General features: G+C 57.2%; 12 protein-coding genes and 3 pseudogenes. 13 read left to right on the top strand and 2 right to left on the bottom strand.

The annotated features are described in order from the left end of the window. Positions 1 to 366 precede the first annotated feature (366 nt). From IEX84_RS14465 to IEX84_RS14660, 5 genes and pseudogenes are all read left to right on the top strand, one after another. On the top strand, positions 367 to 1548 hold the full coding sequence (locus tag IEX84_RS14465; protein ID WP_188873263.1) for a tyrosine-type recombinase/integrase: 1182 nt from the start codon (positions 367 to 369) through the stop codon (positions 1546 to 1548). Between the two features lie 410 nt (positions 1549 to 1958). Beyond that, positions 1959 to 2726: an IclR family transcriptional regulator gene (locus IEX84_RS14460; RefSeq protein WP_188873262.1), complete on the top strand. Its 768-nt coding sequence runs from the start codon at positions 1959 to 1961 to the stop codon at positions 2724 to 2726. Between the two features lie 146 nt (positions 2727 to 2872). Further along, positions 2873 to 4642 carry a Na+/H+ antiporter NhaC family protein gene (locus IEX84_RS14455; protein WP_188873261.1) on the top strand — a complete coding sequence of 590 codons (1770 nt, stop codon included), beginning with the start codon at positions 2873 to 2875 and terminating at the stop codon, positions 4640 to 4642. A 102-nt stretch (positions 4643 to 4744) separates the two neighbouring features. Beyond that, positions 4745 to 5758 carry an asparaginase gene (locus tag IEX84_RS14450; RefSeq protein WP_188873260.1) on the top strand — a complete coding sequence of 338 codons (1014 nt, stop codon included), beginning with the start codon at positions 4745 to 4747 and terminating at the stop codon, positions 5756 to 5758. A 308-nt stretch (positions 5759 to 6066) separates the two neighbouring features. Next, positions 6067 to 6245, top strand: a pseudogene (locus IEX84_RS14660) (IS630 family transposase); the annotation flags it as partial. A 22-nt stretch (positions 6246 to 6267) separates the two neighbouring features. Here IEX84_RS14660 and IEX84_RS14445 read toward each other — a convergent pair. Then, the gene (locus IEX84_RS14445) at positions 6268 to 6948 is read right to left on the bottom strand and encodes an IS6 family transposase (RefSeq protein ID WP_188873259.1); all 681 of its coding nucleotides are present in this window, start codon (positions 6946 to 6948) and stop codon (positions 6268 to 6270) included. 45 nt (positions 6949 to 6993) lie between these two features. Here IEX84_RS14445 and IEX84_RS14655 point away from each other — a divergent pair. After that, positions 6994 to 7360: pseudogene (locus IEX84_RS14655) on the top strand (winged helix-turn-helix domain-containing protein); the annotation flags it as partial. A gap of 307 nt (positions 7361 to 7667) precedes the next feature. Here IEX84_RS14655 and IEX84_RS14435 read toward each other — a convergent pair. Next, positions 7668 to 7799, bottom strand: a pseudogene (locus IEX84_RS14435) (IS630 family transposase); the annotation flags it as partial. Here IEX84_RS14435 and IEX84_RS14870 point away from each other — a divergent pair. From IEX84_RS14870 to IEX84_RS14400, 7 genes are all read left to right on the top strand, one after another. Then, positions 7769 to 7933: an SDR family oxidoreductase gene (locus IEX84_RS14870; RefSeq protein WP_326837238.1), complete on the top strand. Its 165-nt coding sequence runs from the start codon at positions 7769 to 7771 to the stop codon at positions 7931 to 7933. The pseudogene IEX84_RS14435 and the gene IEX84_RS14870 sit on opposite strands and share 31 nt — an antisense overlap. A 67-nt stretch (positions 7934 to 8000) precedes the next feature. After that, a complete protein-coding gene (locus IEX84_RS14425) occupies positions 8001 to 8750 on the top strand; it encodes a polyprenyl synthetase (protein WP_188873257.1) in 750 nt (249 codons plus the stop codon). Between the two features lie 427 nt (positions 8751 to 9177). Then, positions 9178 to 9633 carry an HTH-type transcriptional regulator Lrp gene (gene lrp, locus IEX84_RS14420; RefSeq protein ID WP_188873256.1) on the top strand — a complete coding sequence of 152 codons (456 nt, stop codon included), beginning with the start codon at positions 9178 to 9180 and terminating at the stop codon, positions 9631 to 9633. 1194 nt (positions 9634 to 10827) lie between these two features. Beyond that, positions 10828 to 11175 carry a hypothetical protein gene (locus IEX84_RS14650; RefSeq protein WP_326837242.1) on the top strand — a complete coding sequence of 116 codons (348 nt, stop codon included), beginning with the start codon at positions 10828 to 10830 and terminating at the stop codon, positions 11173 to 11175. Between the two features lie 15 nt (positions 11176 to 11190). Beyond that, positions 11191 to 12912 (top strand): hypothetical protein, encoded by a 1722-nt coding sequence (locus IEX84_RS14410; RefSeq protein ID WP_209590472.1) that lies wholly within the window; start codon positions 11191 to 11193, stop codon positions 12910 to 12912. Next, positions 12909 to 13760, top strand: a complete 852-nt coding sequence (locus IEX84_RS14405) for a hypothetical protein (protein ID WP_188873254.1) — start codon at positions 12909 to 12911, stop codon at positions 13758 to 13760. Before IEX84_RS14410 ends, IEX84_RS14405 begins: the two co-directional genes overlap by 4 nt. Next, positions 13760 to 14688, top strand: a 929-nt coding sequence (locus tag IEX84_RS14400; protein WP_188873253.1) for a hypothetical protein, incomplete at its 3' end; no start/stop codon positions are given. The genes IEX84_RS14405 and IEX84_RS14400, both read left to right, overlap by 1 nt.

Here is a 14688-nt window from a genome sequence, read left to right as displayed (position 1 = left end):
GTAGTAAGGTACTCTACCCGTGATAGAGCGTCGTCTGAGTGGCAACGCTACCGAAAGAGACCGAAAATTCCTCATGTAGTAGGTATCCCAACAAGAATGGCCGTCTCGAGAGATATCTGAAGCAGTTTCCACTCACCGATTCGGTCGAAACCACGCATTACAGGCCCGCTAAACACGGTGTAGTCTCAACTTCCAATGGAGAAGATTCTGTATACCGATATATGATTTACTATACCCAATACTGCGCTCACAGCACCGTTACTCGCCGAAAACACGGGATTGGGGGCGAAACGTTGTTGGTTTGTCTTAGAACACTAAGACCAACCAGATTTATTGGGGGCCCGACCGTGGGGGTAAGCACAGAACGTGCCTCCAACTCAGACCGGCGATGACGGGCGCGACCCCCAGGGAACGCGCCTCGAAGACGCCATCGACCGACGCCTGCGCGGCATCGACTCGGATCGCTACCGGGAGAACACCGCGACTGTCCTCCGCGAACTCGCCGCCTGGCTTCGTACTCACCGCGACGTCGAGACGGTTGAGGCCGTCGACGACGATGACTGCCGACGCTGGGTGCAGGCGTACCTCCACGATCGCGTCGTCGACGAGGCCCACCCCCTCACCTTCGACACGGACCGTGACTTTTCGGCCGCGAGCGCACACACGTACTACAACATCGCCCGGGCGTTCTTCTCCTGGTGTGTCGACGGCGAGCAGCTCCTCGCAACGAACCCGATGCAGCCCGACCGCGTCAAAGACGAACTCCCGGAAGACACAGAGGAAGTCGAGCAGGGCCAGCAGTTCTGGTCGGCTGACGCTCGCGAGGCACTCCTCCGCTACGTCGACACGGAGGCACACAACGCCCTCGGCGACGACACACGCGACCACGAGCGGGCGTTCCGCGACCGGGCCATCGCCTACCTCCTCGCGGACACGGGCGCGCGTGGCGCCGAACTCTTCGCCGTCTCGGGTGACTCTGACCGCAACGGCATCCAGTGGCGTGACCTTGACGATGGGGCTATCCGTGTCTTGGGGAAGTCCCGCGATCGCGAAACGGTACAGTTCCCGCCGACGACGCGGAAGAAGGTTGAGCGCTACCGGCGCGTTCTCGAGCCTGCCTCGGAGGACTGGCCGGTGATTCCCACGGCCGACGCGACGAGTAAGTACCGTGCCGTCCGGCAGACACTCGCCGACCGAGAGTTCAACGCCGAGGAAATCGAGACGATTCTCGACAACGCCGCGGATATCGACGAAGTCCTCCGCGAGTACGATGTCGCGCCGCCAGCGCTCACGACCGATGGCGCTCGCCGCGTGATGCGCCAGCTCTGCGAGGACGCCGGTCTCGCCGTCGACGGCGAGTACCTGAAGCCGCACGGCGGCCGTCGAGGGCTCGGCCACCGAGCGTACACCGAACTCTCGGCCGAAGACGCCCAGAACATCCTCCGACACCGAAGCATTGAGACCACCCACACATCGTACACTGAAGCCAACACCTCCGACCTCTCCGAGGACGTCGACGACCTCCTCTATGGAGACGACTCAGCATAACGGAGACGTCGAAGAGCGCCTGCTCGGCTTCGGATTAGACTTGGCAAGTCGCAACCGATCCTGGGACACCCGAAATTCCATGTATACGATAACTACATCTTTCCCCAACGATATGACTGATATAAATATTTTACAGACATATCTCTGTAATGCAATAGCCATAGACAGCGCGATTGAGCGTGCTATTCCACGAGAGACTATCCGACTAACGTAGTTTAGGCCTCACGAGCGTTCGGGATCTTGGGGGACAGCCGATCTGACAGTTGATCCGTGAAACCATTCTCTACATTCGAGATTTTTCTAGGATAGCCCTCAGGTAGTGTTCTAGAATGCCTGATTGCGGTAAATGAACCTGGGGGACAGAATCGTATTCCCGAATACATATAATCATCTAAGTTGTCGGTCTCATTGTGACCACCGACAGTCAACTGCTGACGACGACGAACGCCTCACTTCGGATAATTGAGTCGATACAGGAACTGGATGGCGCGACGCCGGCGGTACTCGCCGAGCGGCTCAGCCTCTCGAAGAGCACGGTCTACAAACACCTGTACACACTTGCGGAGCACGGCTATGTCATCTCCGAGGATGGCGAGTATTACCTCGGTGCTCGTCTCTATCACCTCGGAATGTACGTCCGCAACCGGAGCAAACTCTACGAACTCGCGGGAAAGTACGTCGTTACGCTCTCCGAGCAGTCGAACGAGGAGTCAGACTTCGGCGTCGAGGAGAACGGTCGAATCGTCACCCTCTACGACTCCGTTGGGAGTTCTGCGAGCCCGAGTACTCGCGTAGAGAACTATGAGTATATGCACACGACGGCGATTGGGAAAGCGATGCTCGCCCGTCTCCCGGTCTCGCGTGTCGATGAAATCGTTGAGCGCTGGGGGTTACCGGCGATTACCGAGCAGTCCATCACAACCCGTTCGAACCTTGACGAGGAACTTGCGAGGATTCGAGAGCGAGGGTATGCCGTCAACGACGAGGAGTCGATCCCCGGCAAGCGTGTCGCCGGTGTCCTCGCCGAAGACCCCACGGGTGACATCATCGGGGGCTTCACTGTCTCCGGCCCGGCCTACCGAATCGAAGATACCGATCTCCACCAGGAGTTCCCCGATATCCTCCAACGCGTCGTCCCGGAGTTTGAGGCCGAAGTCAAATCGCAAGGGCTTGCATAGCTCTCCATCGACCAGCGCTCGCCGACCGGCCACTACTTCTGAGAATTCTTATTCGGACAGTATTTGCGCACACAAGTTGACGTGCGCGTCGTATCTGGGAGAAAATGGGAAAGGTATAACTATCAGGATGCGATTGATGCAGTTGGATGTCATACGAAGCCTTGCCATTTGCGGCGCTGTCTCTAGCGCCGCCAGTACTCGCAATCGTGCTCGCGATGTACACCAGACAGGTGTTACTCTCGCTGTTCGCGGGCGTCTGGGTCGGTGCACTGATGATGGCTGACTGGAACCCCATCGCTGCGACGGCGCTCTCGATGGACTGGATCGTCGAGGTTGTCCGGTCGCCCTTCGACGCGAAGTTCTTGATCTTGATCATGCTGATGGGGGCAGGCGCCGCGTTCATCCACCGCTCCGGGGGGATATTGGCGCTCCAGAACTGGATCGGCCACCGGATCAACACTGCTCGCGATTCCCAGATCCTCACGTGGCTCATCGGGATATTCATCTTCTTCGACTCGTACACCAGTACAGTCGTCACTGGGAATGCAACGCGGGAGCTTTCCGAGGAGAACCACACTTCTCGGGAGATGCACGCCTATCTCCTTGACTCGACAACGTCACCCGTCACGACGTTCGGTCCGGTCTCGAACTGGATCGGCTATCAGGTCTCGATGATCATTGCGGGCTTTGGCGCTGCGCAGTTCACCGCGCAAGAGGTCGGCATCACGGCGTTTGGGCTCTTCCTCCGTAGCATCCCGTGGAATATCTATTGCTTCCTCGCGTTCCTCCTCGTCGGATTCGTCGCGATCACACAGCGCTTCTACGGACCGATGCTCAACGCAGAGTGGCGTTCGCGCGTCGCTAAGAAGACCCGTCGGGATGACGCGACGCCACTCTCCGACATTACGACCGACGTCGGGGATCCAAGCGATCGCAACCCCTCGCTGTTCAATTTCCTCGCGCCGATCCTCTCTCTACTCGTCGTCGGCATAGTCTCGATGTGGTGGCTTGGTGGCGGATACCAGCCAGGTGTCGACATCGCGACCGCATTCCAAGAGACTGACGTCGCGCTCGGCCTTCTCTACGGGTCCTTCGCGTTCATGGCGGTCGGGATGGCGGGATCGGTCGGTCTTGGCGCGCTGACGCTTGACGAAGCAACCGACACTGTGATTGAGGGGTTCAAGACGATGATGATTGCCGTCGCGATCATCATCCTCGCGTGGAGCATCGGACACGCCGCCTCGCAGGTCGGCACCGCACAGTACGTGGTCGACGTCCTCGTTGGGAGTGGTATCCCGAGTTCGTTCCTCCCGCTCCTCATCTTCGTCGCCGCGATGTTCATCGCGCTTACTACAGGTACATCCTGGGGGACGATGGCGATCTTGACGCCGCTCGCGATCCCGCTCGGCTACCAGATGAGTGGACTGTCCATTCTCCCTGTGCTTCTGGGCGTGCTGTTCGGCGGTGCGATCTGGGGCGATCACGTTTCACCGATCAGCGACACTACGGTGATGTCTTCGATTTTCGCCGGCTCCGACCACGTGGATCACGTGAACACGCAGATCCCCTTCGCGATGACCGCTGCAGGTGTAACCGTGTTGGCGCTCGTGCTGTACGGACTCGGAGTCACGTCCGTCTACGTGCTCCTCCCACTCTCGATCGTGCTCACCGGCGTCGTCGCACTCGCGCTTAACAAGTATGATACCCGCCGGAAGAACCTTCCTGAGGTGATGCCGACGACCAGCGCGCTTGACGGCGACGCAATCGACACCGACGCGATTGCGAACGGTGACGTCGACGCCCGCGCTAGAGCGGATGGTGCGTACGACTACTTTGGTGCGATCCCTGTCGCTGCGCTCACTGTCGTGCTCGGCTACTTCACGCTCGTCTTCCTATTCGTCACCTTCGGAATCTAACAACTCACGGCTCCCCCTTCACCGCATTCATCACCCTACGTCTTGGACGTTCGAATACTAGGAACCACAATTCGTATATAATGAGTATGAATACACATCGGTATGGATAGAGTTCACGTCCTCGCGACCGGCGGGACGATCGCCAGCACCATGACGACAGAGGGAACAGTCCCGACGGAGTCCATCCACGACCTTGCAGATACGTACGGCGACGTGTTCGACGTCATTGACTGGGACGTGACGGTCGAACAGTGCGTCCAACAACCGAGTTCCGAACTCGAACTTGACGACCTCACGACGGTCGCGCGGCGAGTGAACGACGTGGCTGGTGACGCCGACGCCATAGTCGTTCTTCATGGAACCGACACCCTCGAGGAGACCGCGTACTATCTCGATCTCGTCGCCGCGAGCGATGTCCCCCTCGTCCTCACTGGCTCCCAGCGGACGCCCACTGAGCCAAGCGCCGACGGGCCGGCGAATCTCCGTGGTGCGCTGGCCGCGGCGACACACGACGCGATTCGTGACGGCGCGTACGTCTTCTTCAACGACCGCCTACACGCCGCGCGACCGGTGACGAAAGTTCACAGCACAAACCCCGCCGCCTACGACTCCGGTCAGTACGGTCTGGTCGCAGAGCGCACCCCTGATGGCCTCTGGTTTTTCCGGCGTCCTACTAGTCTCTCTGTGTCCGTTACTCGCTATGATCTCACAGCGTCGGTTGACATCGTCGCGACGTCCACGGGGACGACGGGTGGGATCATTGACGACGCCGTCGAACGCAGCGTTGACGGTCTCATCGTCGACGGTTTCGGCCTCGGGAACGTCCCAAACGATGTTGCCCGCGCTATCGAGCGTGCCATCGATCATGGCGTCCCCGTTGCCGTCACGACACGATGTCGCCATGGAAATACTGCTGGTGTATACGGGTCGACGGGCGGTGGCCGGACGCTTCGGCGAGCCGGTGCAGTCCTCGCGTCGAATCTTTCAGCGTCGAAAGCGCGACTTAAACTGCTGGCGACGCTCGCCGATCCGGGGACCGACGTCGAACGAACCTTCGATCCATCACGGCTTGACCGCCACGGATTCACACCACGATCTGTACGAGTTAACAAGTGAAACGGGTGTACGCGCCAGTACAATCACGTAACCGGGTGCCGAGCATGCTATTGACCACTGATGAGTATCTACAGGTGGTAGGCCGAGTGCCTCAGTTGACCCCGAGCGGTTCACGGAAGATTCATCTTCTGCTTGCCGTCTTCGCCGTCTTTGGGGAGAAACGGGCCAGAATCGTCACCGACGCTGGCACCGCGTTATAATAGACGCTAGAAGTAACTTTCAGAGATTGTTGGAAGACATAATAAATAAATTCGGAATTTATTTAGAAAATAAAAATAATATTAATATACTGATAGAGTAATATTATAAAACGGTTGTTAGCGGCGATCACGTACAAAACGGTGTCACGCAAAGCGAACCTGCTGAATGGTACGATACCGACCGGCGAACAATCTACAACTGGCCCAAGTGACTCGCCAGTGTCGAGTCGCTTGAGCAGGCAGTTACTGATACTGAAAAATCTAGGAGAAAATATAAATTCTCAGAGTTATAACAACAAAAGGCACTGTCTAGTTTAGCACCTCCTCGACCGGCGTTCTTCCATCGAGCGATTGATGCGGTCTCTGATGGTTGTAGTAATGCGCAAATTGTTCAAGCCATTCGCGTGCACTCGACCGACTGCCGACCCACGAGTTATGGAAACGGTCGATGCGCATTTTGAGCGTGTGGAACCACTTTTCGATGAGGTTCCGGTCGGTATAGTCCACCCGACCGTTCAACCCTAATCGATGAAGGGCAGTCCGATAGCCGAATTGATCGACGAGAAACACCGCGTCGGAGAGATCGTGTTTCTCGCGGAGTCCATGCAAGAACGCAGCCGCCGGATCAGTGCCATGCCGACCAAACAACTCGACATCGAGAATTAACTTCGTATCGAGGTCAATTGCAGCGTACAACCAAGACCACTCTCCGTTGATTTTGATAGCGGTTTCGTCAACTGCGACCCTTGACGGCTTCGCCGTCGGCGGGTCGCCAACGCTATCAGATACTCGATGTACCCACTGAAAGATCGCTTGATGCGAGCGTTCTACGCCGAATAGCCGAAGAATCTCTTTTGTCTCCCTGAGCGAACAACCGGTCGCGTGGAGCCGGACGGCGAACGCCCTGACGGGCGTCGCCGTCCGCTCACGCTCCCAACATTCAAGATTCGCCGTCTCCAACGTCTCTCTGAGCAGTTCTGGATCGAGCAAGACACTAGATCTACGAACTGCTCGCTTCTCAAACTGGCTTAACTAGACAGTGCCCAACAAAATTTCGAAGATACTGTCTACCATCTATCCAAGGGGATTGACGCGCCGGCGTTCACGCCGACACTTGCATAGGAACTTCTTGCAGACACCTTCGACGTGGACTACTCAATTTCCAGCTGTCGGCGGCTATTGAAAGAAGTTGGATTGAGATATCAAAAACCACACCAGAAAGCCACCGAAGCCAACGAAGATGAGCAAGAGAAGTTCCGCGACGAGCTCAAAAAAGCGAGCAGAGATGGACGCCACCGTAGTCTGTATCGATCGACTAAAGAAGTCTGTCCAAGTCGAGCCGCGTGCCGCGTGGTTTCCGCGCGGCACGCGGTCTTCCGCTGAATTCTTTGGACAACGTGATCCCATCCTTACAGCGATTCAACCCAGCCCCCTTGACTCATTGATCCTGTTGCGATGCGTACTGAATCGAGTGCTAAACGAAGCGTGCAAAAACATCTAGATGTTGAAGATCTCTGTGAATCAAATCGTGTGCCGCCATGTTTTAACTCTGTTATTGAGAGGGTCCGCCCGTAGGTGTCTGCAATATCTGAAACGATACTCGGGCCTTATCTAGTTCCATCGTCAGCGGTTGTGTGAAACGGCTCAAGGGCTTCTTCACACTGTTCTTCAGGGAGTCCGCTGCCATCGTCTTCGAAGTATAGTGTCGATTAGGAGTAGTCGCTTACTTTTGCGATAGAGGGTTGGTCAAGAGCGGTATCGATCGCGGTTGTCAGCTTGTCGAGTGAGTCAAAGAAGCGGTTGTTGAGAGTTGATTGAAGCTGTCTCCAGCACTCCTCCGCGAGGACGACTTGCGGAGGTCGCGGGTGCTGTCCTCTGGCTCTGTGACGACGACGCGTCCTTCATTACTGGTGAGGCCCTCGGCGTCGATAGTGCTACCTCGCGCAATAGCCATCGCATTCCCTCAGTTAGTTGAATGATGTCGAGCCACAGCGGAGCCTTTTTACTGACTAGTTAGTAAGCCAATTTGGAGACAGAAGCCGATGACCGACACCACTGGTGACATTGAACGCGAGCTTGAACGGGTGCTCCCAGAGGCGGGCACTGAACATCAGCCCGACATCGGGGAGCCGTTCGCGGCGGATTACTGGTACGGCGAGCTATCGCTCCACGTGCACGACACGCTTGCGGACACCCATCACGATGGCGCGGCGACCGCTGCTGCGGGCGTTGAGTGCCTCCGTGCATATATCCGACTGCGTGGCCAACTGCTCGTCCAGTTGCACGACGACGTGGCCCACTCGTTCACAGCCGACCCAACCCATACGCTCCTCGCAAGCGACCAACTCTACGCGGCTGCATACGCTGCGCTCGCCCGCAGCGGCGGTCCAGTTTCCCTATTTGACGCCGTAACGTGTACTTCCCAGTGCATCACGGGCGCGCTCAGCACGCACTACACAGATCCGGAAACGGCAAGCAGTCCGGAATCACTCGTGGATGACACGATGGGGGCGCTCGGGGAGGCTGCGGCAACAATAGGGGCCATCCTCGCGGACGTAACTGATGACCAGCACGAGTCCGTCCGTCTCCTCGGTCGCGGTCTCGGCGCACTCGAATTCATCCGGCGCACGGATGACTTGGAGCCCCAAGACCGTCATGTCGTTTTTCCGAACATAGACGAACCTCGGCTCGATACGTATGCCGACAACCGCCGTGTGGACGTACTGGACGCGCTTGACGACCTCGATGACACCGTGGACGTGTACGACCTTCGCGCGCTCGTTCCCGAGTAAGGGCTGTTTACGAGTGTGTTGAGCCGTGATACGGTCTATACTACTTTGTTGAGGCCGCAGCAGGTGCTGGAGTCGGTAGAACTAGCCCATCCCTGTTTGGATCCCCCCGTATTACTGTGGATATATTTTTTGCTTTGGCTGTTGATAGTGTCGATGCTGTCGGTGTCAGGCCTGGTTAGGGCCTTGGTGTAGCTAGGGCTATTCCAGCAGTCCGTCATGGCTGTGTACTTCGTTACCGACGGCCGCCATCAAGGGTGCAACCTCAATTGGCTGGACACCACTGCGATGGGGTTGCACCTTGTCTTGGCGAGAGTATCCACTGAGAAATACATCACTCCGTGTTTCTACGCCTGAGTATTGTGAGTAACTGCAGTCCAAACGAGTTTGAATACCACATGTTAACAGGGCTGCAAACGTAGCTTAAGACATGGCCTATGAGAATATTGATGCCGAGCTAATAAATGAGCTGCTCGGAGATGGCCGCGCAAGCCTCCGCAGTCTCGCCGAGGAGCTCGATGTCTCCGTGACAACGATCTCGAACCACCTCCAAGATCTTGAGGAAGGAGGCGTCATCACGGGCTACACACCAACCGTCGACTATGATAAACTCGGCTACGACGTCACCGCTGTCCTCCAACTCAAAGCCGAGGGTGGTTCACTTCCCGACCTCGCTGAGCGACTCGGCGCACATGACCAGATGATATCCGTCTACGAAGTGACGGGTGACTACGATATCATCGCCATCGGGAAGTTCCACGACACGGACCACATGAATACGCTCATCAAGGAACTCCTCGGCGACGCCGACATCGCCGAGTCCGCGACCAGCGTTGTGCTCAATGCCGCTGCTGAGAACGAACAATTCGATCTCAATACCGACTAGCACTCATGACAACTGCCCCGCGCAACGGTGGCGCAGGGCTTATCAGTGGACTCACCGCATCGTACCCGAAGGGCTTTCGGGCGTTCACGGGTCGACATCCCTGACTTTGGGGCCGGTTGACTGCGGCCCATGACCGGTGACAGCTGTTGGCCGCCGACCACGCCCGTAATTTGGGCTTGAACTCCGTTAATCGGGAATAGCTGTACCTACTCCGGCGGCTTCATCATAAAAATTCTAATAAACAGAAGAAAGCTTATGTATCATGCGTAGATAACCAATAGTAGAGCCAGCACGGATAGATACGGTGTGACTCCGGGAGTTCATTGACCATGCTAACTCCGGCCCGTGCCACACGTGTTACCCATAGTGGGTTGACTCGACTTGTCGACCCACTCATCACTCTTCAAGAGACACCGGCTGGTTTATGAACTCCGTTTACCCGATTGATCCGTAGATAACGGCTCTAGAATAGAGGCTCTGCTGAGATCCCTATCTCTTCTCTAATCCTATACTTAAAACAGTCGTTAGGTGTGTGCGTATTGAGCGGAAGATGCAGATGGATAGTGGTTCCAATACCCACCTGCGAAATAGCGTGCTTCCTTCGTGGATTGCCGTAGAAGACTACTCCCCCCTATTGGATTGTCTCCCCTGTGCAATCCAATTTGGATACGTCCCTGATCTAAATAAAAGTGCTCCTTCGTACACCAAGCGGCTTGTACCTAAGCTGTAGTTACGGTTCAGTCGATCCTCTGTAATTAGTGTCTAGGCCGGCATTTGACGACCAGCGGCACCATCCTTACTCGTTAATGTCAATTCCAATAGAAACAGAATAGCGAGTGTATGCCGATAGGAGAATCAACAGATACCAACAAGTTCTACATCATTGCACACGGTCGGACATTCAAAAAGTGAGTTATATCATATACTATCTAATATCCGAACAAATCTTTATTAATTGCATAGATGTAGAAGACATAAGATTCTTAGTTCATCTATCTCGACTTACAGGAGAATGCATCGAGAGGAGATCGGTAGACCCCACGATGCTATACAGACCACAGACCGAGAAGCGACGACCGTCAAGGCCACCACTAACTGGAAACGGTGGGGTGGATCGCGGTGACGGATTCAGAATCGGCAACCACTGACACCGAACAAAACGCCTCTCAACGCGGGCGAACTCCCCGGAATTTACTGCGACGCATCGGAAGCGCGCTTCTCCTATTCAGTCTCGTCGCTGTCGAACCCGTCGCCGCCCAACAGACCGCGGTCTGTAGCGCAAGCAAACTCCCGACGATGATTGAGGGATTCTTCCAGCTCACGACGGCACTCGGGATCATCGGCCTTGCCGTCGTCTGGCAGGCGGACTCCCTTATCGATATGTTCACGCTGAACCCCGAGCAGAAGAAGGACATCAAGCGGCACAAGCGGTCAGCACTCAAATCCACCGCGATACTCGTCGTCCTCGGCCCGCTCTACACTGTCGCCGGCTCGATGATGGGGCTCCCCTTGGCGAGTTGCGTGAACCTCGTCCCCTGGTAACACTACTTCGTAATGATGGTGGACACTCGGTTCCTTTCGGTAGCGGTCGCCACCCTGCTGGTCGCTGGGACAGTTGTGGGGCTCGCCACTGCAAGTCCACCACGACCCGGAACTGAGGGGAATGGGCTCACGGAGAATCAGTCCGCAACTCTCTGGTCACATGATGCTGACAACTACACGAGCGAAACGAGCTACCGCCAGCGATACGGCGAGCATCGGACGGCCCTCCAGCAGGTTGCGAACGGCACGGACATCACGTTCACGCAACCCCCGGAGACTGCCGCGACGTGGACTCGCCACGACTTCCGTGATCTGCACGCCAGCGGCCCGCAGACATCGATTCATCTGCCGACTGCTGACCTTGAAGATAGCGTCTTCATCGCGGATGCTCACGCGGCGATTTTCGCCGCGCAGCCAGCAACACGGGCACATCGCGCAGCTGATTCGACAACGCGGTATCTCGCCCCGAACGGGACGGTGCGCGGCTTCGTCGACTATCGCATCCGGTATCCAGACTCATCGACGTCGGAGCAGCGGCATGTCGACTGGTCCCTGCTTAGCCACGAGATATCGAGTGTCCGCCTCTTGCAGGACGGGAGTCGTCTCGTGACCAGCCCCGGCTCACACACGGCCGTTCTCCACTACCAGCTCAACGATACCGGTGAGACACGGATTGCGCTTGAGGCAACGATTCAGGTCCGCGTCCAGAAGATCGTACGTATCGACGGAACGGTCGTGGAGCGGACGACGCGAACCGATTCCGTGTCCGTCTCAGACTCGTTGACGGGAACCGTCTACGATCTTTCGGCGTACCCCTACTACGCGACGTATCCGAATGGGGATGCCGGCGTCGCCATCTTTCAACCCGAGCCGTGGCGTGGCTATACCCTCACCGAGAACGGGAGCGCGAGCGTACGCGGTGTCTGGCGGTTCTACACCGCCCGCGACACCAGTTGGGACACGCTCGTGAGATCCACCGGCGACGGCGACACACAGATGGCGTCGGACGCGATTCCCGTGTCCGTTCACGCGTATCCCTCGCGGATCGGGCCAATCGCCGAGCCGGTGCGGACGGGTCCCTCAATCATTCAGACCTGGGGTGAGAACCACTCAGCACCCACCTCGACAATTGGGGATGATGTCCACATCGACGTCGTCACCCGGAACTACACGCCGACCCATGGTCTTGCGGTTCGCGCTGATCGTGTTGACCGGCAGGCGCTTCGCGTCTCCGGTATCGTCCGTGGTGTGAACGCAACCATCTCTCAGCCACCAACCGGGCTGCGACGCCAACTCCACCAGAGCACGCTCACTGCCCAGGTCGTCTCGCAGACGGAATCAGAGGCGACCGTCCGGCTCACACTTCACGACGCCGTGACGGGGAAGCCGATTGCGCTCGGGCAGAGCAATCGGTATCCGATCCTCCGGAGTTCCCACGACGGCTTCATCACGATCAACGACCAGCGCGTAACGACGAATGCATCCGGGGTTGCAGTCGTCACGCTCGAGGATCCCGGGATCTACACCGCACGCTACCAGCCCGAATCGTGGCTTAACACCGACCCCGCGTACGTGAGTGATCGAGCCAGTGTGCGCTGGCATCCGCTAGGCACGCTCGAAGGGTGGTTCGCCCTCCTTATCGGAGCCGGATGGCGGCTACTGCCGTTCGCGGTGATGTTCTATGCAGGCTATCGTCTTCTCCGCCTCTTCGACGTCGATCGCTTTCAGCACCCATGACTGACAGACACCCATCCATCGACCGTCGAACAGCCCTCCAAACACTCGGCAGCCTCACTCTTGCCGGCGTCGCCGGCTGTCTCGGTAACGACGGTTCTTCGCCGTCGAGTCCGTCGACAACTGGTGGCACGCCTCCGTTTGCGGACGTCCATATACAGGGGACGCGGCTCGTCGTCGAACTCGCGAGTAGCGTGGACGTCGAACACGTGAACCTCGTTACACCGAACGGGTCGTTATTCGGCACACGCGGCGTCGCGCAGGGCGCAAGTCGCGTTTCCTTCGACGTCGGCACCACCTACACACGCGGTGAATACAAGATCGTCGCCGTTGACGGCGACCAAACGCTCGGCACCACTACCCGTCAGCTCCGTCCCGACCTCCAAATTATCAACATGGGCATCGGGCGAAACCAACCCGACAAAATGTGGAATGGAACGAATCGCAGTCCCCACTCACAGGTATTTGTCGCAATTGAGAACCAAGGGAGCGGTCCAACCGCAATCACACAGCTCCTCTTCTTTGGAGATGTTCCTTACCCAAGCGGTGAGAACGGGACGCAATACGCAGAGACCGATGTGAGCGGAATCTACGACCCGAAATCGGACGCTGAGATCAAACGAGTCGTTGTGCCACCCGGTGAATCAAAGAGGATCTATAGCTCTCGGATGCCATTTGCGTTCATTCGTGGCGGTAACGTCGTGTGCAAGGAGCATCCGCAGTCTGGGACGTTCAAGATCTCCCTCGAGACATCAACCAGTAGATCCCCCCTGTCGAAGACATACCACATTCGGTATTCTGCATCCAAAGAGTTCAACAACTGCTCAGTTACGGTCGGAGAGGATAACTAATGGTTGATCTGATCGGGGTTGTCCTTCAGGGCTTCAAGGACGCCGTCAATTGGTTCATCAGTCTGTTTATGCAAGGGCTTCGGAGCGGATATCACGAACTCTCTGTCGCGACGTTCGGCACCCCAACACCACAGACGAACGGCGCATTTGTCTTCGGTCAGCCGACGAACGCACCATGGGTATCGATTCGGCATGCGCTAATCGGGGGTGAGATCATGGTTATCTCACTACTGCTACTCGTAGTTTGTGTGCAGGGCCGGCACCTCATCCGGATCTTCAATATCGGGAGTACCTACGAGTCGCGACGAACACGCAAGACGGCGTGGGTCGGCGCATTCCTAATCATCACGTGGTACTGGCTCAGTGTCCTCACACTCTACTTGGTCAACGGATTCACGATCGCACTTCTACCCAGTTTCCACTCACTCAGTACTGCGATGCTCGCATTTCTACAGAACACGGTAACAAATCCCGGTCTCTCGCTTGTGTTTGCGCTCCTCGGTGGGCTCTCGATGTGGGCGTTGGAGGCGCTCTACTATATTCGAGAAGTCCTCCTCTACGTCTATATCTACGGGATGCCGATTGCGTTCGCGCTCGCCTACGGGAACATCCCGGTTCTCTCGGACGTCGCGATGGGGTTCAGCAAACGCTTCGTCCCGCTCGCAATCCTCCCACTCCCCGCTGCGGTCGTGTTCAAAGGCTACGACCTCCTCTACTCGCAGCACGCTCTCTCACCCGGCAGTCCGTTCCTGAAGTATCTCGTCGCGGTCTCCCTGCCGCTCGTCGCCTTGCTGGTGACGTGGAAGACGTTCCAATACGCGACCCCACTTACCGCAAAAGCGATCAGTACTGCGGGCCGTGGCGCCGCACTCGTCGGCGGTGTTGCTGCCGGCGCCTACGTTGGTGGGACGAGTGTCGCGACGACCGC

This window comes from Halarchaeum rubridurum (assembly GCF_014647115.1).
Classification (GTDB): Archaea; Halobacteriota; Halobacteria; order Halobacteriales; family Halobacteriaceae; genus Halarchaeum; species Halarchaeum rubridurum.
Note: the sequence above shows the minus strand (reverse complement) of the source record. Positions and strands in the feature narration are given on the sequence as shown.

Excerpts from the sequence above, each read along its gene's own strand:
- IEX84_RS14455 (WP_188873261.1), top strand. The coding sequence starts at position 2,873 with ATGTCATACGAAGCCTTGCCATTTGCGGCGCTGTCTCTAGCGCCGCCA.
- IEX84_RS14450 (WP_188873260.1), top strand. The coding sequence starts at position 4,745 with ATGGATAGAGTTCACGTCCTCGCGACCGGCGGGACGATCGCCAGCACC.
- IEX84_RS14425 (WP_188873257.1), top strand. The coding sequence starts at position 8,001 with ATGACCGACACCACTGGTGACATTGAACGCGAGCTTGAACGGGTGCTC.
- lrp (WP_188873256.1), top strand. The coding sequence starts at position 9,178 with ATGGCCTATGAGAATATTGATGCCGAGCTAATAAATGAGCTGCTCGGA.
- IEX84_RS14410 (WP_209590472.1), top strand. The coding sequence starts at position 11,191 with ATGGTGGACACTCGGTTCCTTTCGGTAGCGGTCGCCACCCTGCTGGTC.
- IEX84_RS14405 (WP_188873254.1), top strand. The coding sequence starts at position 12,909 with ATGACTGACAGACACCCATCCATCGACCGTCGAACAGCCCTCCAAACA.